The organism is Duodenibacillus massiliensis (assembly GCF_900128485.1).
GTDB lineage: Bacteria > Pseudomonadota > Gammaproteobacteria > Burkholderiales > Burkholderiaceae_F > Duodenibacillus > Duodenibacillus massiliensis.
This window is the reverse complement of record NZ_LT635861.1, coordinates 105,864-130,793: the sequence shown is the minus strand read 5'-3', so window position 1 is coordinate 130,793 and position 24,930 is coordinate 105,864. Positions and strand designations below refer to the sequence as shown.

The following is a 24,930-nucleotide window of genomic DNA, read 5'->3' as shown; positions in this document are numbered from 1 at the left end:
CTCCCAGCATCGGTCTAAAACCGTAGCTGGTCACTGAGAAGGTATTGTCGTAAGCGTACGAGAGTATCTGTGCAACTGCTTGTTGAACAAGACGGTCAATGACCGTCGGAATTCCAAGATCTCTGTATTTACCTCTTTCAGGTTTCGGTATAGATACCCGTTTCACGGGAGAAGGGCGGTATTTACCCGTCAGAATCGCACTCCTAAGCTCGCCCGGATGCGCAAAGATATACGCTCGAATTTCTTCAGTCGTCATCCCGTCGACACCGGGAGCACCTCTGTTGCTCTCGACGCGTTTGAGCGCCGTGAGCAGGTTTTCAGTGCTCAGTATCGCTTCAAGTGTGATCCCCGTGAAAGCAGGCGGGGTATGTGCGGTGTTTTCCATGTTCATCACGGTCGTTGCGCCCTCCTGAGTTCCTCTTCCCATTCCGTGGGTACCAAAACTCAGACAGGTTTCTTATGTTTTCTGCGCCATGCGACTTTGTGTCTACGGCACCGTACTCCTATAAATTTGGCCCTTCGTCAGGTACTGCCCTGCTTACTATGACCGTTGCTGACTACTCACGGCAAGCTTTACTCCGACAATGCTGTTGCATTGAAGTCCGTGAGTCCTCCTCGGGTAAGAACGCGTTCTTTCCCACCATGTGCCTGCTGCATTTACACCTCGGATTCCGTGTAGCTTCGGGCTTCATCTTGTTTGGCAGACTTACCCATCTTCGAATGCCTTATGCAGTTTCTGTACGTCAGGTCAGTGGTTTGCCTCCAGCTTCCTTCAGATCCCGCCTCGCGGCGGACACCCTTGCTCTTGGCTATGTGCTTGGTGCTACCCCCTGCACTCGGGACTTTCACCCGTTAGAACGCGCTCATGCCGAGCGCACATCGGATAGGAGGCGGGGCTAGGCCCCGCCGTCCTTCCACACCACCGCCCGTACCGATCTGGTAGGCACTGCTCACGCAGTGTTTTACGGCGGTTTTCATAGTTTTACCTTCCCATACCGTTAACTCGGTGCATACCGAGCCAACACCACCCATTCTTCTTCAGAATACCATTGGTCAGCTTGGTCGAGAGAATCTGGCTGTGTGCAACCCGCCAGGCGCCTTTTCGGGTATTGGCCCATTTATGAGCCGTCTCTTCATCGCACCCAAGCTGGAGTAACGCCCTCCTTCTCGTCCTTACCTTCTTCCACGTCGTCCACAAAAGTTGCCGTATCCGTCGACGAATCCACCTATCCGTGTCCTGTTGCCATGCCGTGTAGTGCGCATATTTGAAGTAAGCGCACCATCCCCGGATCTTATGCCTCAGTTTCTCCTTAACCTCGTCAAGACCCATCTTCCGATTCCTCGAAAGGATCATTCTCAGCGAGTCTTTAAGGCGATCCTTGGCCTTTTGATGCACGGTTGGGTAGAAGCCATCCTTGGTCTTATAAAAACCATGACCGAGGAATTTCACTCCCCTCGTCAGATGGCACACAGACGTTTTGTCCCTGTTCACCTTGAGTTTCATACGCCCCTCGACGAATCGAGTGACGCTGTCCAAAGTTCTCAGGGCCGCACGTTTGGAGCGGCAGAGGATAATCAAATCGTCGGCATATCTCGCAAAGCGGTGCCCCCTGGCCTCCAGCTCCTTGTCCAATTCGTCCAAGTAGATGTTGGCCAACAGCGGTGACAGCGGTCCGCCCTGCATAAGACCTACCTCGGTCTTGACTACCTTCCCGTCGATCAGTACTCCCGATTTCAGCATACGTGTGATCAGGGACAAGACTCTTCCGTCTTTGATCCTCGCCGAAAGTTTTCGGATCAACCGACTGTGGTTGACCGTATCGAAGAACTTTTCGAGGTCCATATCCACTGCCCACTCGTACTCCTGATCTGCCGTAGCCACTACCTTCAAAATTGCATCCTGAGCTCCCAGCATCGGTCTAAAACCGTAGCTGGTCACTGAGAAGGTATTGTCGTAAGCGTACGAGAGTATCTGTGCAACTGCTTGTTGAACAAGACGGTCAATGACCGTCGGAATTCCAAGATCTCTGTATTTACCTCTTTCAGGTTTCGGTATAGATACCCGTTTCACGGGAGAAGGGCGGTATTTACCCGTCAGAATCGCACTCCTAAGCTCGCCCGGATGCGCAAAGATATACGCTCGAATTTCTTCAGTCGTCATCCCGTCGACACCGGGAGCACCTCTGTTGCTCTCGACGCGTTTGTGCGCCGTGAGCAGGTTTTCAGTGCTCAGTATCGCTTCAAGTGTGATCCCCGTGAAAGCAGGCGGGGTATGTGCGGTGTTTTCCATGTTCATCACGGTCGTTGCGCCCTCCTGAGTTCCTCTTCCCATTCCGTGGGTACCAAAACTCAGACAGGTTTCTTATGTTTTCTGCGCCATGCGACTTTGTGTCTACGGCACCGTACTCCTATAAATTTGGCCCTTCGTCAGGTACTGCCCTGCTTACTATGACCGTTGCTGACTACTCACGGCAAGCTTTACTCCGACAATGCTGTTGCATTGAAGTCCGTGAGTCCTCCTCGGGTAAGAACGCGTTCTTTCCCACCATGTGCCTGCTGCATTTACACCTCGGATTCCGTGTAGCTTCGGGCTTCATCTTGTTTGGCAGACTTACCCATCTTCGAATGCCTTATGCAGTTTCTGTACGTCAGGTCAGTGGTTTGCCTCCAGCTTCCTTCAGATCCCGCCTCGCGGCGGACACCCTTGCTCTTGGCTATGTGCTTGGTGCTACCCCCTGCACTCGGGACTTTCACCCGTTAGAACGCGCTCATGCCGAGCGCACCAAAAAGTTAGCAAAAAGGAGATATAACTCCTTTTTGCTATAGCGAAAAGGAGATACATTTCCTTTTCGCTAAATCAACTGTTGCTGCTTACGTATCAGAAAAAGTCGACTCACAAACACTTGTCCCCCTTCTCTTTTCTTTTTGCAACAAGCAGGAAATTCCGCTCTCTGTGCCCGCTAAAATAAGACGTTTACAGCACACTTAAGCGCGTTTTGACGATGATCCGAACTTTTGATGCCGCAGGCGCCATTGAACTGGGCCGCGAAGTCCTTCTGCGTGAAGCCAAGGCCGTCACTGATCTGGCGGACACGCTTGACACCGGGCACTTCGCCCGGGCCGTTGAGCTCCTTTTAAACTGCAAAGGACGCGTTGTTGTAAGCGGCGTGGGCAAGTCCGGTCACATCGGCCGCAAACTCGCGGCAACGCTGGCCTCAACCGGCACACCCGCCTTTTTCGTGCATGCCGCCGAAGCTGCCCACGGTGATCTCGGAATGATCACAAAGGATGACGTCGTGATCGGCATCTCCTACTCGGGCGAAACCGGGGAACTTTTAACCGTCATCCCGGTGTTAAAACGCGAAGGCACGGCCCTCATCACTATTACCGGGAACCCCAAGAGTTCGCTGGCCAAAAACGCCGACGTGAACTTAAACGTGCACGTGACGGCAGAGGCCTGCCCTCTTAACTTGGCGCCCACGTCCTCTACGACCGCAACGCTTGCCATGGGCGACGCCCTGGCCGTCGCCTGCATGCACGCCAAAGGCTTTACCAAAGAAGATTTTGCCCGCAGCCACCCGGGCGGCGCTTTAGGTAGAAGGCTTCTCACGCATGTGCGCGACGTCATGCGTACGGGCGACGCGGTCCCCTGCGTCAAGGAAGATATCAGCGTTTTGGATGCCGTGCGAGAAATCACGAAGAAACACATCGGCATGACGGCGGTTGTAAACGCTGATAACGTCGTTACCGGGATCTTCACCGAAGGCGATCTCCGACGCCTCATTGAAAAGCGCGGCGACATCCGTGCCATTCCGATTGCTGAAGTCATGACCAAAACCCCGCGCACGATTGAGGCGGACGCAATGGCTGCGGCCGCTGCCAGAATCCTCGAAGAGACGCTTGTCAATCAGCTCCTCGTGGTGGACAAGGCCGGGCACCTCGTAGGCGCCCTGCACCTGCATGACCTGATGACGGCAAAGGTAATCTGATGACGTACCGCACTCTCACGCAACGCGCCCGAAACGTCCGGCTTGTGATTCTTGACGTGGACGGTGTTCTCACCGACGGCTCGATTTGGACGGGCGAAAACGGGGAACTCGTGAAGCGCTTTTTCACGCGTGACGGCCTCGGAATCAAAATGCTGCAGGCCGCAGGCATCCCCGTGGCAATTCTCACAGGGCGCGTAAGCGCTCAAACCGCCGCACGCTGCAGGGAGCTCGGCATCACGTCGGTAGCACAGGGCAAACGCTTTAAAACCGACGCCTTCCGGGCGCTTTTATCCGAACACAATGTGAGCGCCGAAGAAACGGCTTATATGGGTGACGACGTCCCCGACATTCCGGTTTTGCGTGCCGCAGGGCTCTCGGCCATTCCGGCGGACGCTTCAGCCGAAGTGCGCCCCCTTGCGCACTTTGTGTCGGACTTTACTGGCGGCAACGGCGCCGTCCGAAGCCTTGCAGAACTCATTCTCAAAGCCCAGGGCAAGTGGGACGCGCTCATTTTTGATCACTACGTCCGGGAGAAAGGCCAATGAAGCTTCACTTCCGGGATAAATTAGCGGCCTTAGCCGGCGCCGTGGTGCTCGCAGTCCTCGTGCTCGTGAGTTACTACTATGCCCTCATGGCCCAGATCGGAAACCTCAAGACGAAAGCGCCTTCAGACGTCCCCGACTTTATTGCCCGCGACATTGCGCTCACCGAATTTGACGGCGACGGCACGGCCGAGCGGCGCATCTACGCCGAATATGCCGAGCACTTTCCTGACGGCCGCATGATGACCCGCAAGCCGCGCATGGCAACGCTTTACGCAGACCGCCCGCAGGTGAAGGCGTCCGCAGATACCGGAATCAGCCTTGACGCCGGCAAGACCGCGGTCTTTTCGGGCCGCGTGGAAGTGACGCGAGCGGGCGACATCGACAACGCACCGCTACGCTTTACCACAAGCCACCTTACGGTCTACCCGGATGAGCAACGCATGGAAACCGATGCCTTTGTGCGGCTTGAAAGCGGCACGGACGTCACCTCCGGGCGCGGCATGACATTTGACAACGTGGAAAGAACCGTTGATATTCTCAGTGACGTGCGCACGATTGTGCTTCCGAAGGCTGCCAAAACGCAGGAAATCGCGCCGTAAAAACACCCAATTGTGAAAAAAATCATGATTTTCGGTAAAACTCTTGCACTTTCAACCCTGCTTTGCAGCGCGCTTTTCGCCGCGCAGACCGCGTGGGCGGAATCGGCCGACCGCACCAAGCCCATCGAAATCAACGCCCAGAACTTTGCGGGCGACGAAGTGGCGCAGACAGCGGTCTATTCCGGGGCCGTTGAAGTGCATCAGGGAACGCTTGAGATTCTGGGCGACAAACTCACGCTTAAAGTGTCGCCTGAAGGCTACCGCACGATTACGGTCACGGGGGCTCCCGTGAAAATGCGCGAAAAGCGCGACAACAAAAAGGGGATCGACGAGTGGGTGCATGCGAGTGCGCTTACCGCGGTCTACGACGAGCAGCGCGACCGCATTATCTTCACGGATAACGCCAAACTGGCCCGCAGCGAAAACGGCCTGGTGAAGGACTCCACGGCCGGCAACAAAATCACCTATGACCTCCTCACCGCCCGCTCGCGCGTGGAAGGGGAAGTCGTCAGCGGCAAAAAGAGCCGCGTGACGACAGTTCTTGCGCCGAGAAACCAGAAGGACGCCGCAAAGACCACACAGCGCCGTTCCTCTGAAGCGCCCCGTATGCAGGGCTCAAGCCGTCTTGCGGAGTAACGCCAAGTGACAGAACTGACGACGCCCGAAACAAGCACTGCCGCCGAAGGCAAGGTTCAGACCCTCACCGCGACGGCGCTCATGAAGCGCTACGGCACCCGCAAGGTGGTGAGAAACGTGTCGCTCTCCGTCAAAAGCGGCGAGGTCGTGGGCCTTTTGGGCCCCAACGGCGCCGGTAAGACTACGACCTTTTACATGGTGGTGGGCCTGGTTCCTCCAAACGGCGGCTCGATTCACCTAAACGGCATGGACATCACGCACCTGCCGATTTTCCGCCGGGCGCGCTTAGGCGTCAGTTACCTTCCCCAGGAAGCCAGCGTCTTCAGGCGGCTTTCCGTGGAAGACAACATCCGCTCAGTCCTTGAACTTCAGACCGATGAAAAGGGCAAACCCCTTACGAAGGCCGAGGTGGAAAAGCGGCTCAACGCCCTTTTGGAAGAACTTCAGATCGAGCACATCCGCACGAATATGGCGGTGTCGCTTTCCGGGGGCGAGAGGCGCCGCACGGAAATTGCCCGGGCGCTTGCAAACGACCCGCGCTTTATTCTGCTCGATGAACCCTTTGCGGGCGTTGATCCCATTGCTGTCATTGAAATTCAGCGCATCGTACGGTTTTTAAAGGACCGCGGCATCGGCGTTTTAATCACCGACCATAACGTGCGCGAAACGCTCGGCATCTGCGACCACGCCTACATCATCAACGAAGGCGAAGTGCTCGCCAGCGGCTCACCCGAGGAGATCATCGTCGACGAAAGCGTGCGGCGCATCTACCTCGGCAAAGACTTCCGCATGTAGCCAGACAACCATTATGGCGTCACTGTCGGCTTCGGTTTTACTCACCCAATCGCAGCGCCTGGCGGTGACGCCGGCCCTGAAGCAGGCGCTCAACCTCCTGCAGATGCCCGGTCTCGAAGCCGCGGCAGCCGTTGAGGAGATGCTCGCCAAAAATCCGCTTGTAGAGCGCACAGATGACGCAGGCACGCAGGAATCCGTTGCCGACACGCCGGAGACCGGCACAGACCTTGAAGTGTCAAACCTCATGCCCGTGCATGCCCGCACGGACGAAAACGACACTGATCCCCTCGGAAACCTTGCGGCAGAAGTGACCTTAACCGAAGAGCTTACGCGCGAGGTGGGGTGTCTCAACCTCACCGACACAGAACGTGAGTGCGTCCTCTGGCTTATCGGAAATCTCGACGAAAACGGGTTTCTCTCCGACCCCCTCACCGAGCTCACCGCGAACGCCCCGTTTTCGGCTGAGCCTGAAGTCTGGGCAACCGCCCTAAAGCGCCTTCAAAGCCTCGAGCCCGCAGGGGTCGGCGCCGGAAACTGTACGGAAGCGCTTATTCTGCAGACCGATCGGGCACTTTTTGAAGCCGAGGATCCCGAAGAACGGACGACACTGACGCTTGCCCGCAGGATTCTTTCCAACACCGCGCTTTTTCTCGGGAAACTCACGCCTGATGCGGCCGCCAAAAAGCTTGCCGTCACACCGGAAACCTTTCACGCGGCCGTGCGCGCGATTGCCGGGATGAATCCGCGGCCTGCGGCAGGGTTTTCAGGGGGCACTGCGGCCGCTGCGGTCGTACCCGACGTGATTGCCGTCAAAACGGCAGCGGGCTGGCGCGTGCGCATAAACGACGCTCTCTTGCCGGCGCTCACCTTTAACCATGCGCTCTTTGAAATGCTCACCGCCGCCAAGCTTGAGGGGAAAGACAAAACCGCCTGGCGGGATCGTGCGCACGAAGCCCGTGCGTTTATCCATGCAGTCGAGGAGCGCACCTCCACCATCGTTTCCGTGGCGCAGTGTATTGTCGACAGACAGCCGGGCTTTTTTGAGGCCGGCAAGGCCGCCCTTAAACCCATGGTTCTCAGGGACGTCGCGGAACACTTAGGCATTGCCGAATCGACGGTGAGCCGCGCCGTGTCCGGGAAATACCTTCTCACGCCCCGCGGTACACTTGAACTTAAGGCCTTTTTCACGTCGGCCGTGACAGGTGAATCCGGCGAAAGCGTCAGCAGCGCCCGCGTGCGGCACCGCATCCGTGAACTGATTGACGCAGAGGACCCGGCCAAGCCCTTGTCTGATGACACGCTTTCGCAACTGTTAGCTCATGAAGGTATTGTGGCGGCACGCCGCACGGTTGCAAAATACCGTGAGGCGGAAGGCATTGGCGCCAAATCGGTGCGAAGGCGGATGAAGGCGTTGGCCGGACAGTGATTTCAAAAGGAACATGCCATGACGGACACGGCAGAGGACACCAAAACCATGCAGCTTATTATCGTCACCGGCCTTTCGGGCTCGGGAAAGTCGATTGCAATCCGGGTGCTCGAAGACTGCGGCTACTACTGCGTGGACAACCTCCCCGTGGACTTTTTAAAGGAAGTGGCCCTGGGCCTTAAAGACCACGGCCACAAGAAGGTCGCGATGGCGATTGACGCCCGAAGCCGCTTAAATCTTGCGAGCGCTGAGGAGCAGGTAAACGCCCTCAAACGCGCGGGCTGCGACGTGCGGCCCCTCTTTCTCACGGCCTCAACGCCTGCGCTCATTGCGCGCTTTTCCGAAACCCGCAGGCGGCATCCGCTCACGATTTCCGCAGAAGAGTCCGGCACGGGGCTCACGCTTTCTGAAGCTGTGGAAAAAGAGCGCGAGCTTTTGGCGCCCATTGCCCCCTACTCCTACGAGATCGACACCTCAAAGCTTCTGCCCAATACCTTGAGAGACTGGGTGCGGCAGTTTGCCGGGGCCCCGAAGTCCACGATGACGCTTGCCTTTGAAAGCTTTGCCTTTAAGCGGGGGATCCCGGTGGCAGCCGACCTCGTTTTTGACGTCCGTAACCTCCCCAACCCCTATTACGATCCGAAACTGCGGCCTCTGACGGGCCTTGATAAGCCGGTCGCAGACTATCTGTCAGGCATTGCGGACGTCAACGACATGATCGCCGATATCGAACACTTTATCCGCCGGTGGCTGCCGTCCTACGAAGCTCAGAACCGTCATTACCTAACAATTGCGGTGGGCTGCACGGGCGGCCAGCACCGAAGCGTCTATGTGGCGGAGACCCTTGCCAAGCGCTTTGCGGACTTTCCCGGCACCGTGGTGCGGCACCGGCAGGTCGCCAAGATCCGGGCGGCGCAGGCGGCCCAATCCGCTCTCTCCGCCCAAACCGCCTGATTAAAAGGTCGGGATCACGCCGCCCTTGTAGGTCTTTTCAATGAAGGTCCTCACTTCAGGGGCGTTTATCGCCTTTTTGAGTTTGGCAAACGCGGGCTTGGTTTCCTCGCCCTTTCGCACCACCACAACGTTGGCAAAGGGAGAGGACTTCGGTTCAACGGCAATCGAGTCCTTCGCGGGATTAAGCCCCGCCTGCAGCGCGTAATTGGCGTTAATGACGGCTGCGGCAACGTCCGGGAGCACGCGCGGCAGCTGCGCGGGTTCAAGCTCGTAGAACGTCACCTTCTTCGGATTTTCGACAATGTCCTTCACCGTCGCAAGAAGCGTTGCGCCTTTTTTGAGCTTAATGACACCGGCCGATTCAAGAACCTTAAGCGCACGGCCTTCGTTTGTCGGGTCACTCGGCACAGCAATGCGCGCGCCTTCCGGGAGGTCCTTTACGGACTTATATTTGTCGGAATACACGGCCATGGGCTCGAGGTGCACGGACGTTAGGATCGCAAACTTGTAGCCGTTCTGACGGGACATTTCCTCAAGGTATGGAATCGTCTGGAAGAAGTTCGCGTCAAGGTCGCCGTCCGCAAGTGCCGCATTGGGCTGGATGTAGTCGTTAAATTCGACGGCCTTAAGTTCCACGCCTTCTTTCTCCAGCGCTGGCTTGATGAGGTTCACAATGTCGGCGTGCGGCACGGGCGTCACGCCGATTTTTATGACATCAGCTGCCGTTGCCGCTGTTGAAAGCACGGAAAAGGCGAGAACGCCGGCGGAAATAAGAGAACCCGCAATGCGGGAAAAACGTGAGGTCATGGTTTTGCCCGGTCCTTATTGGAAAAAATCGGTGAGAGGCAGCGCTCTCGGATGCGGATATTGTGCAGAAGCAAAACCACGGCTTTTTCGGACTTTGAGCGTCCTCTGCGGTATTGCCGCGAAAAACCGGTAATACCTTTGCGAAGGACGGTTTTTTGCCTGTCAGAAGCGGCCGGCTAAAACCTCAGAGGCAAGCAAAAACTTCTTGACGGGGGCAGGCAAGGCCCCTTCTTCAGCGTCTTTGCGGGTAAAGCCCCGGGCGTTTTCAGTTGAGGGCTTATGCAGCACAAGTTCCACGCGGGCATTGAGCCGGTAGTGCGAAAAGTCGTGCGTAAAACACCCGATGTCTTCTCCCGCTTCGGAAGCGGCGGGCAGCGTCCAGAGCCCCCGCCATACGCCTTTTTCGTTTTGTTCGATAAGCCACACACACCCGTCAGAGAGGTACACCGTAAAGACCGCGTCCTTTACCGGGCGCTCCTTTTTGGGTTTACGCACAGGGAAACTTTCCTGGCTGCCCTCATGAAACGCCCGGCACCAGGCGGATAAGGGGCAGATCATGCAGGCCGGTTTCGTGCGCGTGCAGACCGTGGCGCCGATATCCATCATCGCCTGATTAAAAACGCCGGGATGGGTTTTTGAAACGAGTTTCTCAGCCGCCTCCCAGAGAAACTGATCGCAGGCCGCCGTCCCCACGGGAGACGTTACCGTAAAAAGGCGTGTGAGCACCCGTTTGACGTTGCCGTCAACGACCGGAGCGACCGTGCCGTAAGAAAAACTTGCCACCGCGCTTGCGGTGCTTTTGCCTATTCCCGGAAGCGTTGCCAGTGTTTCAACGTCCTTAGGGAAAACGCCCCCGAAGTCACGCACAACAACCCGGGCGCAGGCCAAAAGATTGCGGGCCCGCGAGTAGTACCCCAAGCCCGCCCAGAGTTTCATTACGGCTTCGTCGTCAGCGGCCGCAAGAATCTGAACCGTCGGAAAGGCCGCCATAAAGCGCGCAAAGTAGTCCTTTACCACCGCAACCTGCGTCTGCTGCAGCATGATCTCCGAGACCCAGCGGCGGTAGGCGTCTGCAACCATCCACGGCAAACCGTGCCGCCCGCATCGCTTCTGCCAGGCGACCAGTGCCCCGGCAAAGACTTCGGGTTCTGTGAGTGCGTCTTTTACTTCTGACATGTCGGGCAAAAGAAAGAGCTGCGGCCGTTCTGGACAATGCGTTTAATAAGACTCCCGCAGACGGGACAGGGCTCAGCCTCACGCCCGTAAACAGAGCACTCGAGCGCAAACCAGCCGCTTTCGCCGTCGGTGCCGTGAAAGTCTCTGAGCGTCGTGCCGCCCGCGGCAATGGAGCGCGTCAAAACATCGCGGATTGCAGTGAGGAGCCTTTCGGCTTCCTTTTTCGTGACCTTAGAAGCTTTGCGCGTGGGGCGGACACGGGCCTCAAAAAGGCTTTCGCAGGCGTAGATATTGCCGCAGCCGCAGACGATCTTGCCTGAGAGCAATACCTGCTTGATGGCGGACGTTTTGCCGCGAAGCGCTTTGTAAAAGACCTCGGGGGTCAGTGTCTTGTCAAAGGGCTCGGCGCCGATGGTGTTTAGGGGCGCGAGTTCCCTCGGATCGGTGTCCGTGACTTTAATATCGGAAAACTTCCGGGGGTCGGTGAGGCGCAGAAGCGTTTCATCATCAAAAATGATGTCAAGACGGTCGTGCGGGCCCGCCGCGGGTGCGGCATCCGCCCTCCAGAGCCGCCAGGCGCCGCTCATTCCGAGGTGCGTCGTAAGCCACGTCACCTGCCCCGTCGATTCATTTTCAAAGCGCCAGATAAGGTACTTGGAGCGCCGCGTGAGGCTTGTGAGTCTGAGGCCCCCGATCCGTTTCATGAGCGGCGGCACCGGGCTTCTTAAGTTCGTGCAATACGCGTGCACGGCGCTCACCCGTTTACCGGTAAGAGCGGGCGCGAGTGCCTTGCGGCAGACCTCAACCTCGGGAAGTTCTGGCATGTATGTTGTCCTGGTGCAGTTGCAGTTAACGGGATGCTACACCAGCGCAAAGGCCTGTCTTTTTGTGTACGGCAGCCGGACTATTTTTCGGATTTGCCCGTCATCCATTTTTAAGCAATACCGAGTATCATGCGCGACAATTCGCCGAGTTAACAAAGACAACTTGCGGGGCGAATCAACAAATACCGCTAAAGCGTCTGCCGCGACGTCGCTGGTTTTCATTGCTCAGCTCACTGCGTTGGACGCTTGGTTTGCAACGTTTTCAACGTACCATTGGAGCATGGCAATGGCCAGCGATTTTCTTTTTACCTCCGAGTCCGTCAGTGAAGGTCATCCCGATAAGGTGGCCGACCAGATTTCCGACGCCGTACTCGACGCCTGCCTCGCGCAGGATCCGATGAGCCGTGTGGCCGCGGAAACGATGTGCTCGACCGGTCTCGTTGTTTTGGCCGGTGAAATCACCACGGACGCTCAGGTCAACTACATTGACCTCACCCGTGACGTCTTAAAGCGCATCGGCTACGACAATTCCGAATACGGCATCGACCACAAGGGCTGCTCGGTTCTCGTGGGCTATGACAAGCAGTCCGAGGACATCAAGCAGGGCGTGGACGAGAAAAACCACGATCCCCTCACCCAGGGCGCAGGCGACCAGGGCCTGATGTTTGGTTTTGCCTGTGACGAAACCCCGACACTGATGCCCGCCGCGATTTACTACGCGCACCGCCTCGTGCAGCAGCAGTCCATCGTGCGCCGTAACGGCGTGATGCCCTATCTGAGGCCGGACGCCAAGAGCCAGGTGACGCTGCGCTACGTGGACGGTAAGCCCGTTGCCGCGGACACGATTGTTCTCTCGACCCAGCACTCCCCGGAATGGTCTGTGGGCGACCATATGAAGCCCGAATTCGTGGAAGCGGTGGTCGAAAACATCATCCGTCCGGTGATGCCTGCGGAATGGCTTAAAAACACTCGGTTCCTTGTGAACCCCACCGGGCGCTTTGTGGTGGGCGGTCCCCAGGGCGACTGCGGGCTTACGGGCCGCAAGATCATCGTCGACACCTACGGCGGCGCCTGCCCGCACGGGGGCGGCGCCTTCTCCGGCAAGGATCCCACGAAGGTGGACCGCTCCGCTGCCTACGCCTGCCGCTATGTGGCAAAGAACATTGTTGCCGCGGGCCTCGCGCGTCAGTGCCAGATTCAGGTCTCCTACGCGATCGGCGTCGCGGAACCCATGAACATCACGGTGCTCACCAACGGCACGGGTGTCATTGCCGACGAAAAGATTGCGGAACTCGTGCGTAAGTTCTTCGATCTGCGTCCGGGCGGCATCATTCAGATGCTCGATCTGCGCCGTCCGATTTACTCCAAGACCGCCGCCTACGGTCACTTCGGCCGCGAAGAGCCGGAATTTACGTGGGAAAAGACCGACAAGGCGATGCTTTTGAAGGAAGCCGCCGGTCTCTGACCGCGCTTAAATCCCTGGCCGGAAGGCAACTTCCGGCTTAAGGTCCAAAGGCCCGCAGGAACTCCGTTTCTTTCGGGCCTTTTTCATAGAAATTCCGCGAGGAAACCCGCGTCTTCAGACGCGGGAGGAATCGCGGCTGTTTTTATTTTAAAAAATTGGTACCATACGCACTATGCTAAACGTCGTTTACAGCAGAAACTGCGTCTATCAGACAGCTTACCATGTGGTATGGTGCCCCCAGTACAGGAAATCCGTTCTCAGGGGTGGTGTTGCGCTGTCTCTGCGTGAGTTGCTTGAAAGCATATGCGCTGAAAGAAAGTATGAGATACTTTCTTTGGAGATTCAGCCGGATCACCTGCACCTGTTGGTCAGTTTTCCGCCGTCCGTCAGCATTGCCGACGCGGTGAGAGTATTGAAGGGTGCCAGTGCAAGGATGCTGCTGATGCGGCATCCGGAACTCAAAAATGAACATTGGGCAGGCCATCTTTGGTCGCTTTCTTACTACGTCGGAACAGCAGGCAGTGTCAGTGCAGAAACGATCAAAAGCTACATCGAAAGGACTGAACACATCCGCGGACGGCGTTAGACGCGTTGAGGGGAGCGGCAAGTGTGTCCGCACAGCCTGCGTTCGGCTGGAACTACTCGATCCGGCAGCACACGAAAAGCTCGCAGCGACGCAGAGACTCTATGCGCAGGTGTGTAACTTTGTAGTTCCGACAGTAGCGGCGGACCGCACGAAGAGGCTCTGGCAGCGTTTCACGCTGCATCACGCAGTTTATGACAAGATCAAGGCAAAATTTCCGGATCTCGGCAGCCAGTATGCCTGTAACGTCATCCGCTCGGTGTCGGCAGCCTACAAGACGGAGCTTGCCAATCATCCGGCACAGCTCAAAAGTGAGGACAAGAAGCTCAAGACGCTGGTGTTCAGGCACCCCTCGGTTCACGTCGACAAGAACACGCTGACATTTTTCCCTGACGGCACTGTTTCAATTTCAACCATCAGCGGTCGGATTCGGGCACGTCTGTGCCCCGGCCCTTTTCAAAAAGAGTTGCTGGCTTCTGGAAAGCGTAAGGAGTGCAACCTTGTTCTGCATCCCCGGAGAGGCCGGAAAGAAGCGTTTTGGGAGCTTCACATCGCTGTGGAGTCCCAAGGTTGTTCGGGCAAAGAGCATTTAAAGAATCTGAAAGCCGACGAGATCATGGGTATTGATGTCGGCGAGAACAATATTGCGGCCGTCAGCACGGGCCGTATTTGGAAAGCAGGAGCATTAAAGGATAAAAGAGACCGATATATGAGTCAGAGAAAGCGTCTTCAGCGCAACGGCTCTCAGAGTGCCAGACAGCACCTGAAAAAAGCCTCAGGCCGAGAAAGACGCCATGTGACGCATGTCAATAACGTTGTAAGCAAAGAGATTGTGCAGGAAGCCGCAAAGCGGGGTATCAAGTTAATCGCCCTGGAAGACCTGACGCATATCCGGGATCACATCAAGGCCGGGAAACGCATCAGAAGCCGACTGCACCGCTGGTCTTTCCGTGAGTTGCAGGAGATGATTGTTTACAAAGCGGCAGCCGCTGGAATCCGGTGTGTTTTCCTGGATCCGCGCTATACAAGCCAGACATGCTCACAGTGCGGGGCACCGGGCAAACGCCATAAGCACGGGTTCCGCTGCAGCCAATGTGGTCACCTTGCGCACAGCGACTTGAATGCGAGCCGCAACCTGCAGGGTCTGTGCCGACAGCTGTCAGCACAGGGGCTGATGTAAACCAGCCTTATGTTGGGCCGTGTGATGCGGTTACAATAAAGCCCCCGTCTTCAGACGGGGTGTTGTTTACCATCATTTCGTTTTGTCCTTACTGACATCAATGGCGCCGGACACGTCAGATTTTGCTGTTTGTCCGTCCGGCACCGGTTAACCAAAATCCCGGAAACCCCATTTCTCCGGGCACATCGTTTTTTCTTTTTTCGATTGCGCATCTTGAGCGCCGTTTGTGACGGATCAACCCTTTTTTCGTGACGGGTTGATGACGTTTTCTTTGTCATTGTTTTGTCACCGAAACGGCACGGTTTCGACAAAAACGCGGCATACGATCGCAGATCACACGTAAAAGACGCTTTACAAAAAAATTGCCGGCCAAACCCCCGGCCGACCGGACAAAACACTCATGAACGACTTTCAGACAAACGAAAAAAACGACATCAAGATCCACGCCGAACACGTGGACTTCTTTTACGGCAAAAAGCAGACCCTTTTTGACATCAACCTTGACTTCCGTGACCGCGAGGTGACGGCTCTGATCGGCCCTTCGGGCTGCGGCAAAAGTACGTTTTTAAGAACGCTTTCGCGCATGAACGAACTCATCCCCGACACCCACATCACGGGGAAAATCACGTTGGACGGCGATGACATCTACGCGCCTGACTTTGACGTGGTGGCGCTCAGACAGCGTGTCGGCATGGTCTTTCAGAGGCCCACGCCCTTTCCCAAATCCATTTTTGAAAACGTCGCTTATGGTCTGAGAGTTGCCGGCATCACCAACAAAACCCTCATCCGCGACAAGGTGGAGGAAAGTCTGAAGCGCGCCGCGCTTTTTGAAGAAGTCAAAGACCGTCTTAACGACAGTGCCCTGGGGCTTTCCGGCGGCCAGCAGCAGCGCCTCTGCATTGCACGTGCGTTGGCGGTTGAACCCGAAGTGCTTCTGATGGATGAGCCCTGCAGTGCTTTGGATCCGATTGCAACGCAGCGCCTTGAGGAAAGCATCCTTGAACTCAAGGAGTCGCTCTCTATCATCATCGTGACGCACAACATGCAGCAGGCGGCGCGTGTGTCGGATAAGACCGCGTTCTTCTTTATGGGGCAGTTGATTGAATTTGACGCCACCGACACGATCTTTAACCACCCGAAGCTCGAAAAGACCCGCGACTATGTGAACGGCCACTTCGGTTAAGTACTTCTGCGGCCGGCAAACAACCGTGCAGGCCGCGAAAACTTTGCTAGAGTGTTTCCTTTCCGTTTTATCTTTACAAAGAAAGGTTCGGGATATATGACCATCCGCGTCTTAACCGGCATCAACACGACCGGTACGCTTCATCTCGGCAACTACTGTGGCGCCATCCGCCCCTGTATCCGCGCTTCTCACACCGAGGGCGTTGAGAGCTTTTTCTTTATGGCGGACCTCCACGCACTCATCAAGTGCCAGGATCCCTCCCGTATCGAAACAAGCCGCATGCAGATTGCGGCAAGCTGGCTTGCCGCGGGTCTTGATCCCGAAAAAGTCACCTTCTACCGCCAGAGCGATATCCCGGAAATTCCGCTTTTAAACTGGATGTTTAACTGCGTCTGCCCCAAGGGTCTCATGAACCGCGCGCACGCCTATAAGGCCGTGGTGGAGGCTAACGGCACCCAGCAGGAAGACCCGGACGTCGGTGTCTCGATGGGCCTTTTCTGCTATCCCGTTTTAATGGCCGCAGACATCCTGATGTTTAACGCGAACCGCGTCCCCGTCGGCAAAGACCAGATTCAGCACCTGGAGATGGCGCGCGATATCGCCACGCGCTTTAACAACCTCTATGGGCTCGGGCACGACTTCTTTGTGATGCCGTTTGAGCAGGTTGAAAAAGACATTCCGGTTCTGCCCGGTCTTGACGGCCGCAAGATGAGTAAGAGCTACAACAACGTGATCCCGCTTTTTGAAGGCGGCGAAAAAGCGTTGCGTGAAGCGTTAAGCCGTGTTGTCACCGACAGCAAGATGCCCGGAGAACCCAAGGACCCGGCAGGCACGGCGCTTACCCAAATCTATGACGCTTTTGCCGACGCCGGTGAGCGCGAAGTCTTCCGCAACCTTCTTACCTCCGGCATGGGCTGGGGCGACGCGAAAAATTACGTTGCCGACCGCATTGAGTCTGAAATCGGCCCGATGCGCGAGAAGTACGCCTACTACACAAGCCACCCCGATATCCTCGAGGAGATCCTGCAGGCCGGGGCTGCGAAGGCCCGCAGGATTTCAACGCCCTTTATGGAAAACTTACGGGAAGCCGTGGGTCTCAGACGCTTTCATGCCGTTAAACCGGTGGAAAAGAAGGCGGCTGCCAAAAAGGCGCAGCTCCCGGTCTTTAAGCAGTACCGTGAAAAGGACGGGAAGTTCTACTTTAAGCTCACTGCAGCTGACGGGACGCTTCTTGTCACCTCCGCCGCGTTTGACGACGGCAAGAGCGCCGGGATGGCAATCGGGGCCCTCAAAAAGGGCGACCTCTCGGTGCTTGAAACGGCGTCTTACGCAGAAGGCGCAACGGTTGACGCGGTGAAGACGGCGCTTGCGCAGCTCAAAGCCGCGGCTGAAGAAAAGTAAGCCTCACAGACGCTCACAAAAATCCCGGCTGCTTGCCGGGATTTTGTTGTCCGCAGGTTTAGCCCCAGCTTGCCTTTACGCGCCGGATCAGACGCGCATCGCGCTTGGTGGGACGGCCCTTGGCGATGGTGGACGCCGGTTCCATCGCAATCTTTCGCATTTCGCTAACCCGCAGGCGTTTTTCTTTGGACTCATCCGTCTCGCGGTACAGGGTCTGTGCCACCGGCGCAGGCCCCCGCACAGCCGAAATCTTTTCCACAAAGATGTCGAACCGCTCGTCCCCTCTTTCCACCGTCAGACGGTCACCGGGTTTGACTTCCCGGGAGGGTTTCAAGCGCTGGTCATTGAGCCTGACGCGCCCGAGCTCCACGGCTTCCTGCGCAATCGACCGTGTTTTAAAAAAGCGCGCCGCCCAAAGCCATTTGTCGATACGAATACTTTCCAACTCTGCTGCCATGCCGCACGTTCCGTTCAAAAACCGTTTCAGAACGCGATACTAAGGCAAAACGCGGGCAGCGTCCTTCCGGCACTGATCTGCAAAAAAACTCAGCCCGTCTTTCCGGTATTACCGCGGACCGTTACCGGCAACCCGCTACAATGCCTCACATCCTTTTTTCAAAAACACTTTCACTCATGAGCGACTCTACATTTACTCCGTATCCGGTCAAACCCGCCGTCATTGGCGACGTTACCGTGGGAAACGGGCCGGTGCGAACCCTTGCGAGTCTGACCTCATCGACTGAAAGCGGGTTACTTGAAGAGCAGCACACCCTCGGGGAACTGCCCGTCGACATTCTCGAGTGGCGGCTCGATCATTTCGAGCAGATCACCAAGCAGTCGCTTATTTCGGCGGCGATGTCCCTGAGAGCGCACGCCAATAAGCCGATTCTGGGGACCCTGCGCACGATAAACGAAGGCGGCGCCTGCGAGATTTCGGACGAAAACTACCGGGATCTTGCGGTCTTTTTTGCGGGCACCAAGTTTTTGGACGCCATGGACTACGAAATCCGCCGCGGGGAAGCCCAGGCTGCCGCTAAGGCTGCGCACGACGCGGGCATGCCCGTCATCATGAGTTTTCACAACTTTGAAAAAACGCCCCCTGCGAAAGAAATCCGTGAGCTTTTTGCCGAGATGGCGGCCGCGGGCGCGGATATCCTCAAAATCGCCGTGATACCCAAAAAGCCCGAAGACGTGCTTCTTTTAATGCAGGAGACACTTGCCGCGCGCAAAAAGCACGGGCTCCCCATCATTTCGATCGCCATGGGCCCGATGGGGGCGGTTACCCGCGCCGCAGGGCGCCTTTTCGGCGCCGACGCAACGTTTGTCGCGGGGACCGAGGCCTCCGCGCCCGGTCAGCTAAGCGCCGAAGAGTCCACCAAGCTCCTCCCGCTTTTTGATCCTTTTACTGCCGCCTGACGTTTCTGCCTTTTGCAAAGCACCCTCAACGCCTCTGCCCTGCATCAGGCAGCAGGCGTTTTTTCTGAGCGCCGCCAGCGCGTCTCCCTATAATTTCCGCCGCAGCCGGTATGCGTGATTTTGCGTAACGCGCCGGACAAAAAACACAAAGGAGCCCGTCCGAAACCAACCGGGCCCTTAAACCAATCGAGAGGGAGTTTTCATGACCGTCAAGACCTTTGACTTCGCCTACGGCCACGGCCGCAAGCAGTTTTCCATTGATGACGCGCACATTCTCAAAGAAGTGCGCACCGAAGAATTCCCGCCGATGACCGACGTCAAGCAGGGCATCCTTGACGCGATCTACCACCCGATCGGCTGTAAGCCCATCAACGAAATCATCAAGCCCGGGGATACCGTCGCCTTTATCTGCAACGACCCCACCCGCGTTGCCAACAGCTTTGACTTCATGCCGGTTTTGGTCAACGAATTGAATAAGCTGGGTGTCAAAGACGAAGACATGCACATCGTCTTTTCGCTCGGCACCCACCGCGACATGACGCACGAAGAAATGGTCGAAGCCGTGGGCAAGGACGTTTCCTCGCGCCTCAAGATGTACAACAGCACCTGCACCAAGCAGGAAGACTTCGAGTACTTCGGCACCACCTCGCGCGGCACCCCGGTGTGGCTTAACAAACACATCTGCCACGTCGATCACGTGATCCTCACCGGCACCATCGTGCACCACTACTTCTCCGGTTACGGCGGCGGCAGAAAGGCCATTCTCCCCGGGTGCGCCGCGATGGAAACGGTACGCGTCAATCACAGCTTTATGCTCGACAAGCACGCAGGCCTCGGGCTTACCACCGGCAACCCCTGCTACGAAGACCAGATGGAAGGCGTGGCGCTTTTCGCCAAGGGCCGCTCGCTCTTTCTCTTTAACGCGATTCTCAACGCCAAGCACCAGTTCCTCAGAATGTTCGCGGGCGACTACATCGCCGCGCACAAGGAAGCCTGCAAGTTTGTGGACGAGGTCTACGGCTGCGTCATCCCGAAGGAAGCCGACCTCGTTATCGCAAGCTGCGGCGGCTACCCCAAGGACATCAACGTCTACCAGATGCAAAAGACGATGGATAACGCGGCCTGCGCCGTGCGCGAAGGCGGCGTTGTGATTCTTCTTGCCGAATGCGAGGAAGGCTCCGGGTCCAAGGTTCTTGAAGAAACCTTTAAGAGGCTCAAGACTCCCTGCGCCATCAAGGCCGAGCTCGAAAAGGACTTCAGAATCGGCGCCAACAAGGCCTTTGCCGTGACGCGTCCGATTTCCAAAGCACGCTTCATCCTTGTGACGGCTCTGGATAAGACCCTTGCCAAAGACATGCTCTTTACGGCGGCCGTGGATACCGTGGAAGAGGCGCTCGCGCTTGCCAAGCAGTACGTGGGCGAGACGCCGAGCATCATTTTGATGCCTGAAGGGAGCCTCACCGTCCCGCGCGTTGCGAAATAATCAGACACATTCCGGGACGCGCCTGTCCGTTTGTCCCGGTCTTGTCTCCAATACGGGCAAAAAGCCCATGGCGCACTGACCTCGAGGCCGGTGCGCCTTAAAGTATCAGGCAATCCTGTTTTTTCGCATTTTTCATCCATGACTTCCGGCGCTCCCTGCATCCGTTTTGACATTGACCGCGACACGCGCATCGGCATTGCCGAAGCGGTTTTCTGCGAAGGCAAACCCGAAAGGGCGCTCGTGACGCTGCTGACGCGTTTCAGTGACCCCGCGGAAAAGCCGATTCTTTTTACGCGGCTCTCAGAATCCGTCTTTGAGCGCCTCCCCGTTGCGGACACGGTGCGCGAAGCCTGCAATTACGACCCCTTATCGCGCACCGCCTGGTTTAAAACGATGCCCGCGAAAAACCCCGGGCTCAAAGCCGCGGTGGTGTCCGCGGGGACCGCTGACGGTTTTGTCGCGCGAGAAGTCACGCGAAGCCTCACCTACATGGGCTGGAAGTCAGAGCGCTTTGAAGACTGCGGTGTCGCGGGGCTCTGGCGCATTACGCAAGCGCTTCCTGCAATCAACGCGTGCGACGCAGTGGTCGTCATTGCCGGGCTTGATGCGGCCCTTGCGAGTGTTCTCGGGGGACTCACCGATAAGCCGATTTTTGCGGTGCCCACATCCGTCGGTTACGGCGTGGCGCAAGGCGGAATGACTGCGATGTCGAGCATGCTCGCCTCCTGCGCGCCGGGCGTTGCGGTCATGAACATTGATAACGGCTACGGGGCTGCTTGTGCGGTAAGCCGCGTCTTCAGGGCGCTTACGAAGTCTTAATGCAACCTTTCTGGTAGCTTTCAAAATGTCGCTTCTTTTAAACCATCCGGTTCTCACCGTCCGCATTCACGCGGGGCTTAACGCCGCTTCCGTACTCGCGGGGCTTGCCGGTCTCATACGCAGTCCCTTTTTTTCACTCACTGAACTTGCCCGGGAGAAGTTTCCTGCGCTCACGTCCGACGTTGAACTTGTCGATTCGCACGTGAACGGCATCGCGGGCGTCACCTGCCGCATCGCCTGCCCCGCGCCCGCCGGGCACGTGCACCGGTCGGTTGCCGACATCGCGCGCATGATGGATGAAAGTACGCTCTCAGCTGCCGCCCGCGAAAAGGCCGATGCCGTCTGGCAGGTGCTCGCCAAAGCCGAAGCGTCGGTACACGGCGCCAGCCCCGACAAAGTGCACTTTCACGAAGTCGGCCGCACCGCAAACGTCGTGGCCATCGGTCTTATCGCCGAACTTTTTACAACGCTTAATCCCGAAGGCTTTTTCGCAAGCGCCGTGCCGCTCGGCGACGGGTCCGTTAACTGCGCTCACGGCGCTGTCCCCAACCCCGCTCCCGCGCTTTTTTCGATGCTCGACAATGTCGCCGTCAGGGGCTTTACCGGTATCGGCGAAGCCGTGACGCCCACGGGCCTGGCGGTACTTCTGGGCCTCGGAGCCACGTTCGGAGCGTGGCCCGAGATGACCGTCAAGCGCCACGTCACGGCCTATGCCCCAGACAAGGTTTTTGCTTATTGTGCCAACGGCCTTTTGTTTGCTCTAGGTGAAAAAGCGTGACGGATACTCTGATTCCGCAGGCCCTTCAGGACGCCGTAGCCGATGCCGCGGGCGCGGACCATACGGTCTCGATTGCCTACTCCGGCGGGCTTGACAGCCGGTTTCTTGCGTTTGTGAGCAAGTTCCTCGGCTACCGCGTGCGGCTTTTGCACGTCGCAGGGCCGCACATGGCACCCTCAGAGACCGCACAGGCGGTTGCTGACGCCCGCGCCATGGGGATTGAACCGGAACTGATCATGGCCAATCCCCTGGGGATCACAGACCTTGCCAGCGCCGGCAAAAACCGCTGCTACGTCTGTAAGCACCATGTCTTTACGGAGCTTCTCGCCCGCACCACCGACAAAAAGCTCTGCGACGGCACCAACAAGGACGACCTCAGCGTCTACCGCCCCGGGCGAAAGGCCTTGGAGGAGCTCGGGATTTATTCGCCTCTGGCCAAAGCCGGGTTCGGGAAAAAAGAAATCCGTGCAACGGCAGCAAAACTCGAGATGCCCCGGCCCGATCAGGCCGCGCGCCCCTGTCTTCTGACGCGCTTTCCCTACGGCGTGATGCCCGATGAGGCGACGCTCAAACTCACGGCTGCCGCCGAAGACTGGCTCGAGGCGCAGCCCGAATGCGCACATCTGAGATTTCGCCTCAGGTTTCCCGATCCCGCACGGCCTTACCACGCAGAACTCCATGTGGAGGAAAAAAGCCTTGAAGGGCTTTCAAAAGCAACGGTGGAGGCGGTGGCTGAGCGCCTCAAAGCCCGTTTTGCTCCGGACCTTAACGATCTCACGGTGCGGGTGATGGTGAAGCTCTCGGGGTTTTACGACCGGGCCAACTGACCATCGACCATAGTCGACAATAAGCACGAACTGCGTCATATCATCGAATACAATCGATGATATGACGAAACCAGCCTGAACTCTGCCGCCGTGCTTATTGATCGACTGTCGCTGCTTGAACAAATCCGCCCGTTTTACACGGACGGCCTCATCAAGATCCTCAAAGGACTGCCGTGTACCGGAAAATCATCGCTTCTGCGGCTCACTTTGGAAACGGCTGTTATGCCGTGCCTTTCTCCGCGCTTTGGGCCCAAAATTAAGCGCCGGCTGCTTTATAACAACCGGCGCACGGATAATTCTTAAAGGCGCTTCCGTCAGAACGGGAGTTTGAGCTCCGGATCAACGCTTAAAAGAAAATCACCGAAACGCTTTTTGATGCGCTCAAGGGCCTCAGGTGTTTCGCCTTCCACTCTGAGCACCACAACAGGCGTGGTGTTGGAAGAGCGCGCAAGCGCAAAGCCGTCCTTAAATTCCACGCGCACACCGTCAATCAGAATCACGTCTTCGGCGTCATCAAACTTGGCGGCCTTCTGCAGTTTTTCGATAAAGGCTTTGTTCGCGCCTTCTGCCATCGGAATCTGCAGTTCGGGGGTGTTAACCGCAGTCGGCAGAGCTTCCAGAACAGCAGACGCGTTTTCCGCGCGGCTCACGATCTCAAGCAAGCGCGCCCCCGCGTAGATGCCGTCATCAAATCCGGGCCAGCGACCGTCGTTAAAGAAAAGGTGCCCGCTCATTTCACCGGCAAAGGGAGCGCCGGTTTCGCGCAGTTTTGCCTTCACAAGGGAATGCCCCGTGCAACTGATGACGGGTTTGCCGCCTCTATCCTTAATCCAGGGCACAAGGCAGCGCGTGCACTTCACGTCATAAATAATCGAAGCACCCGGATGCGACTTCAGAATATCTTCGGCAAAAAGCATCATCTGGCGGTCCGGGAAAATGATCTCACCGGACTTTGTCACAACGCCCAGGCGGTCGGCGTCGCCGTCAAACGCAAGCCCCAGTTCCGCGTCGCCCTCTTTGACGGTACGGATCAGGTCCTGGAGGTTTGCGGGTTTACTCGGATCGGGATGGTGATGCGGGAAGTTGCCGTCCACATCGAAAAAGAGCTCCGTCATGCGGCAGCCGAGTTCGGAAAAGACGCGCCGCACCACGGGGCCGGCGACGCCGTTACCGCAGTCAAAGGCAATTTTCATGTGGCGCGCGAGCTTTACGTCCGAGATGATTTTCTTCACGTAGGCGTCAATGACGCTCACGCGTTCAATCGCGGCGGGCGTCTCGGCGGGCTTATAACGGTTTTCGCAGATCGCGCGGTAAATGTCCTGGATGCCTTCGCCAAAGAGGGTTTTGCCCCCGAGCATCATCTTGAGGCCGTTATATTCCGGGGGATTGTGGGAGCCCGTGACCGCCACACCCGAGCCGTTTTTAAAGTAGTGCGCGGCAAAGTACAAAACCGGCGTCGGAACGCGGCCGATATCAATCACTTTCGTACCCGCGGCGGCAATGCCCTTCATGAGGCTCTCAGAGAGTTCGGGCCCCGAAACGCGGCCGTCCCGGCCCACGCAAAGGGAGTCAATACCCGCATCGCGTGCCATCGACCCCAACACCAGCCCCACGGCATAGGTGACTTCAGGAGTGAGTGTCTTACCGACAATGCCGCGGATATCGTAGGCTTTGAAAATGCTCTTTTCGGGCGTCATAGTATTTACTACCATCATTAAAAATACGGCAAGAGCCGCTTCGTTACACGCAAAGCGGCTCAAGTCTTTCGGAGTTTGAGGAAATTACGCGGCCCCACTGACGGGCGGGCTCTCCTTTGACAGACGCTATCGTAAACGAAGGCGGTGCCGAAAACCGCACCTCTCGGTAAAAACACGTTGCCGGGAAGCGCTTTTCTTACAAATTGCCGACATTTTCTGAACCGGCGTTCAGGCGATGCCGACCCCTGCCGATTCTGAGCAGTTCTGCTCACTTCGGTTGCCGACTTGTTACAAGCCTTGAAAAAAAGGCGGATTTACAAGGCAAAACCTTTTTAAGTCGAAATCCG

Annotated in this window: 23 protein-coding genes and 1 pseudogene; 17 read left to right on the top strand and 7 right to left on the bottom strand. The window is 57.1% G+C overall.

Going from position 1 to position 24,930, the window contains the following annotated elements; all coding sequences use genetic code 11:
* Both BQ7486_RS12060 and ltrA read right to left on the bottom strand, forming a co-directional pair.
* A pseudogene (locus tag BQ7486_RS12060) lies at window positions 1–391 on the bottom strand (group II intron reverse transcriptase/maturase); the annotation flags it as partial.
* A gap of 591 nt (window positions 392–982) precedes the next feature.
* Complete coding sequence (gene ltrA / locus BQ7486_RS08025) at window positions 983–2,296, bottom strand: group II intron reverse transcriptase/maturase (RefSeq protein ID WP_074010094.1); 1,314 nt, start codon at window positions 2,294–2,296, stop codon at window positions 983–985.
* Between the two features lie 706 nt (window positions 2,297–3,002).
* Here ltrA and BQ7486_RS08020 point away from each other — a divergent pair.
* The 7 genes from BQ7486_RS08020 to rapZ are packed head-to-tail and all read left to right on the top strand — an operon-like array spanning window position 3,003 to window position 8,944.
* On the top strand, window positions 3,003–3,989 hold the full coding sequence (locus BQ7486_RS08020) for a KpsF/GutQ family sugar-phosphate isomerase (protein WP_074009653.1): 987 nt from the start codon (window positions 3,003–3,005) through the stop codon (window positions 3,987–3,989).
* Complete coding sequence (locus BQ7486_RS08015) at window positions 3,989–4,534, top strand: KdsC family phosphatase (protein ID WP_022373507.1); 546 nt, start codon at window positions 3,989–3,991, stop codon at window positions 4,532–4,534. The genes BQ7486_RS08020 and BQ7486_RS08015 overlap by 1 nt, the downstream gene beginning before the upstream one ends.
* Window positions 4,531–5,133 (top strand): LPS export ABC transporter periplasmic protein LptC, encoded by a 603-nt coding sequence (gene lptC / locus BQ7486_RS08010; protein ID WP_074009652.1) that lies wholly within the window; start codon window positions 4,531–4,533, stop codon window positions 5,131–5,133. Before BQ7486_RS08015 ends, lptC begins: the two co-directional genes overlap by 4 nt.
* A gap of 24 nt (window positions 5,134–5,157) precedes the next feature.
* Window positions 5,158–5,769 (top strand): lipopolysaccharide transport periplasmic protein LptA, encoded by a 612-nt coding sequence (gene lptA / locus BQ7486_RS08005; RefSeq protein WP_022373509.1) that lies wholly within the window; start codon window positions 5,158–5,160, stop codon window positions 5,767–5,769.
* Window positions 5,770–5,784: 15 nt separating this feature from the next.
* A complete protein-coding gene (gene lptB, locus BQ7486_RS08000) occupies window positions 5,785–6,564 on the top strand; it encodes an LPS export ABC transporter ATP-binding protein (RefSeq protein ID WP_074010093.1) in 780 nt (259 codons plus the stop codon).
* Window positions 6,565–6,577: 13 nt separating this feature from the next.
* Window positions 6,578–7,990, top strand: a complete 1,413-nt coding sequence (gene rpoN / locus BQ7486_RS07995; RefSeq protein ID WP_074009651.1) for an RNA polymerase factor sigma-54 — start codon at window positions 6,578–6,580, stop codon at window positions 7,988–7,990.
* A 48-nt stretch (window positions 7,991–8,038) separates the two neighbouring features.
* Window positions 8,039–8,944 (top strand): RNase adapter RapZ, encoded by a 906-nt coding sequence (rapZ, locus tag BQ7486_RS07990; protein ID WP_074010092.1) that lies wholly within the window; start codon window positions 8,039–8,041, stop codon window positions 8,942–8,944.
* On the opposite strand, the gene BQ7486_RS07985 is transcribed toward rapZ, so the two are convergent.
* The 3 genes from BQ7486_RS07985 to mutM form a co-directional block, all read right to left on the bottom strand.
* Window positions 8,945–9,751: a MetQ/NlpA family ABC transporter substrate-binding protein gene (locus tag BQ7486_RS07985; protein WP_074009650.1), complete on the bottom strand. Its 807-nt coding sequence runs from the start codon at window positions 9,749–9,751 to the stop codon at window positions 8,945–8,947.
* A 162-nt stretch (window positions 9,752–9,913) separates the two neighbouring features.
* On the bottom strand, window positions 9,914–10,927 hold the full coding sequence (mutY, locus tag BQ7486_RS07980) for an A/G-specific adenine glycosylase (RefSeq protein WP_022373514.1): 1,014 nt from the start codon (window positions 10,925–10,927) through the stop codon (window positions 9,914–9,916).
* Entirely contained in the window at window positions 10,915–11,751 is an 837-nt protein-coding gene (gene mutM / locus BQ7486_RS07975) for a bifunctional DNA-formamidopyrimidine glycosylase/DNA-(apurinic or apyrimidinic site) lyase (protein WP_074009649.1), read from the bottom strand. Before mutM ends, mutY begins: the two co-directional genes overlap by 13 nt.
* 286 nt (window positions 11,752–12,037) lie before the next feature.
* On the opposite strand from mutM, the gene metK reads away from it, so the two are divergent.
* The 5 genes from metK to BQ7486_RS07950 all read left to right on the top strand — a co-directional run bounded on the left by metK (window position 12,038) and on the right by BQ7486_RS07950 (window position 17,563).
* Complete coding sequence (gene metK / locus BQ7486_RS07970) at window positions 12,038–13,216, top strand: methionine adenosyltransferase (protein WP_022373516.1); 1,179 nt, start codon at window positions 12,038–12,040, stop codon at window positions 13,214–13,216.
* Between the two features lie 172 nt (window positions 13,217–13,388).
* On the top strand, window positions 13,389–13,802 hold the full coding sequence (gene tnpA, locus BQ7486_RS07965; RefSeq protein WP_074009648.1) for an IS200/IS605 family transposase: 414 nt from the start codon (window positions 13,389–13,391) through the stop codon (window positions 13,800–13,802).
* A gap of 109 nt (window positions 13,803–13,911) precedes the next feature.
* Window positions 13,912–14,979 carry an RNA-guided endonuclease InsQ/TnpB family protein gene (locus BQ7486_RS07960; RefSeq protein ID WP_235836772.1) on the top strand — a complete coding sequence of 356 codons (1,068 nt, stop codon included), beginning with the start codon at window positions 13,912–13,914 and terminating at the stop codon, window positions 14,977–14,979.
* 400 nt (window positions 14,980–15,379) lie between these two features.
* Window positions 15,380–16,162 (top strand): phosphate ABC transporter ATP-binding protein PstB, encoded by a 783-nt coding sequence (pstB, locus tag BQ7486_RS07955; protein WP_022372689.1) that lies wholly within the window; start codon window positions 15,380–15,382, stop codon window positions 16,160–16,162.
* A 96-nt stretch (window positions 16,163–16,258) separates the two neighbouring features.
* Complete coding sequence (locus BQ7486_RS07950; protein ID WP_074009646.1) at window positions 16,259–17,563, top strand: tryptophan--tRNA ligase; 1,305 nt, start codon at window positions 16,259–16,261, stop codon at window positions 17,561–17,563.
* Window positions 17,564–17,621: 58 nt separating this feature from the next.
* On the opposite strand, the gene BQ7486_RS07945 is transcribed toward BQ7486_RS07950, so the two are convergent.
* Window positions 17,622–18,020 (bottom strand): RNA-binding S4 domain-containing protein, encoded by a 399-nt coding sequence (locus BQ7486_RS07945; protein WP_204207012.1) that lies wholly within the window; start codon window positions 18,018–18,020, stop codon window positions 17,622–17,624.
* Window positions 18,021–18,196: 176 nt separating this feature from the next.
* Here BQ7486_RS07945 and aroD point away from each other — a divergent pair, with 176 nt between their 5' ends.
* The 5 genes from aroD to larE all read left to right on the top strand — a co-directional run bounded on the left by aroD (window position 18,197) and on the right by larE (window position 22,886).
* Window positions 18,197–18,979, top strand: coding sequence for a type I 3-dehydroquinate dehydratase (gene aroD, locus BQ7486_RS07940; protein WP_022372692.1), 783 nt, complete (start codon window positions 18,197–18,199; stop codon window positions 18,977–18,979).
* Between the two features lie 202 nt (window positions 18,980–19,181).
* Complete coding sequence (locus BQ7486_RS07935; RefSeq protein WP_022372693.1) at window positions 19,182–20,462, top strand: nickel-dependent lactate racemase family protein; 1,281 nt, start codon at window positions 19,182–19,184, stop codon at window positions 20,460–20,462.
* A gap of 138 nt (window positions 20,463–20,600) precedes the next feature.
* Entirely contained in the window at window positions 20,601–21,281 is a 681-nt protein-coding gene (larB, locus tag BQ7486_RS07930) for a nickel pincer cofactor biosynthesis protein LarB (RefSeq protein ID WP_074009645.1), read from the top strand.
* Between the two features lie 25 nt (window positions 21,282–21,306).
* A complete protein-coding gene (gene larC / locus BQ7486_RS07925) occupies window positions 21,307–22,059 on the top strand; it encodes a nickel pincer cofactor biosynthesis protein LarC (protein ID WP_074009644.1) in 753 nt (250 codons plus the stop codon).
* Window positions 22,056–22,886 carry an ATP-dependent sacrificial sulfur transferase LarE gene (larE, locus tag BQ7486_RS07920; RefSeq protein WP_074009643.1) on the top strand — a complete coding sequence of 277 codons (831 nt, stop codon included), beginning with the start codon at window positions 22,056–22,058 and terminating at the stop codon, window positions 22,884–22,886. Before larC ends, larE begins: the two co-directional genes overlap by 4 nt.
* 314 nt (window positions 22,887–23,200) lie before the next feature.
* On the opposite strand, the gene BQ7486_RS07910 is transcribed toward larE, so the two are convergent.
* On the bottom strand, window positions 23,201–24,583 hold the full coding sequence (locus tag BQ7486_RS07910) for a phosphomannomutase/phosphoglucomutase (RefSeq protein WP_084765827.1): 1,383 nt from the start codon (window positions 24,581–24,583) through the stop codon (window positions 23,201–23,203).
* Between the last annotated feature and the right edge of the window lie 347 nt (window positions 24,584–24,930).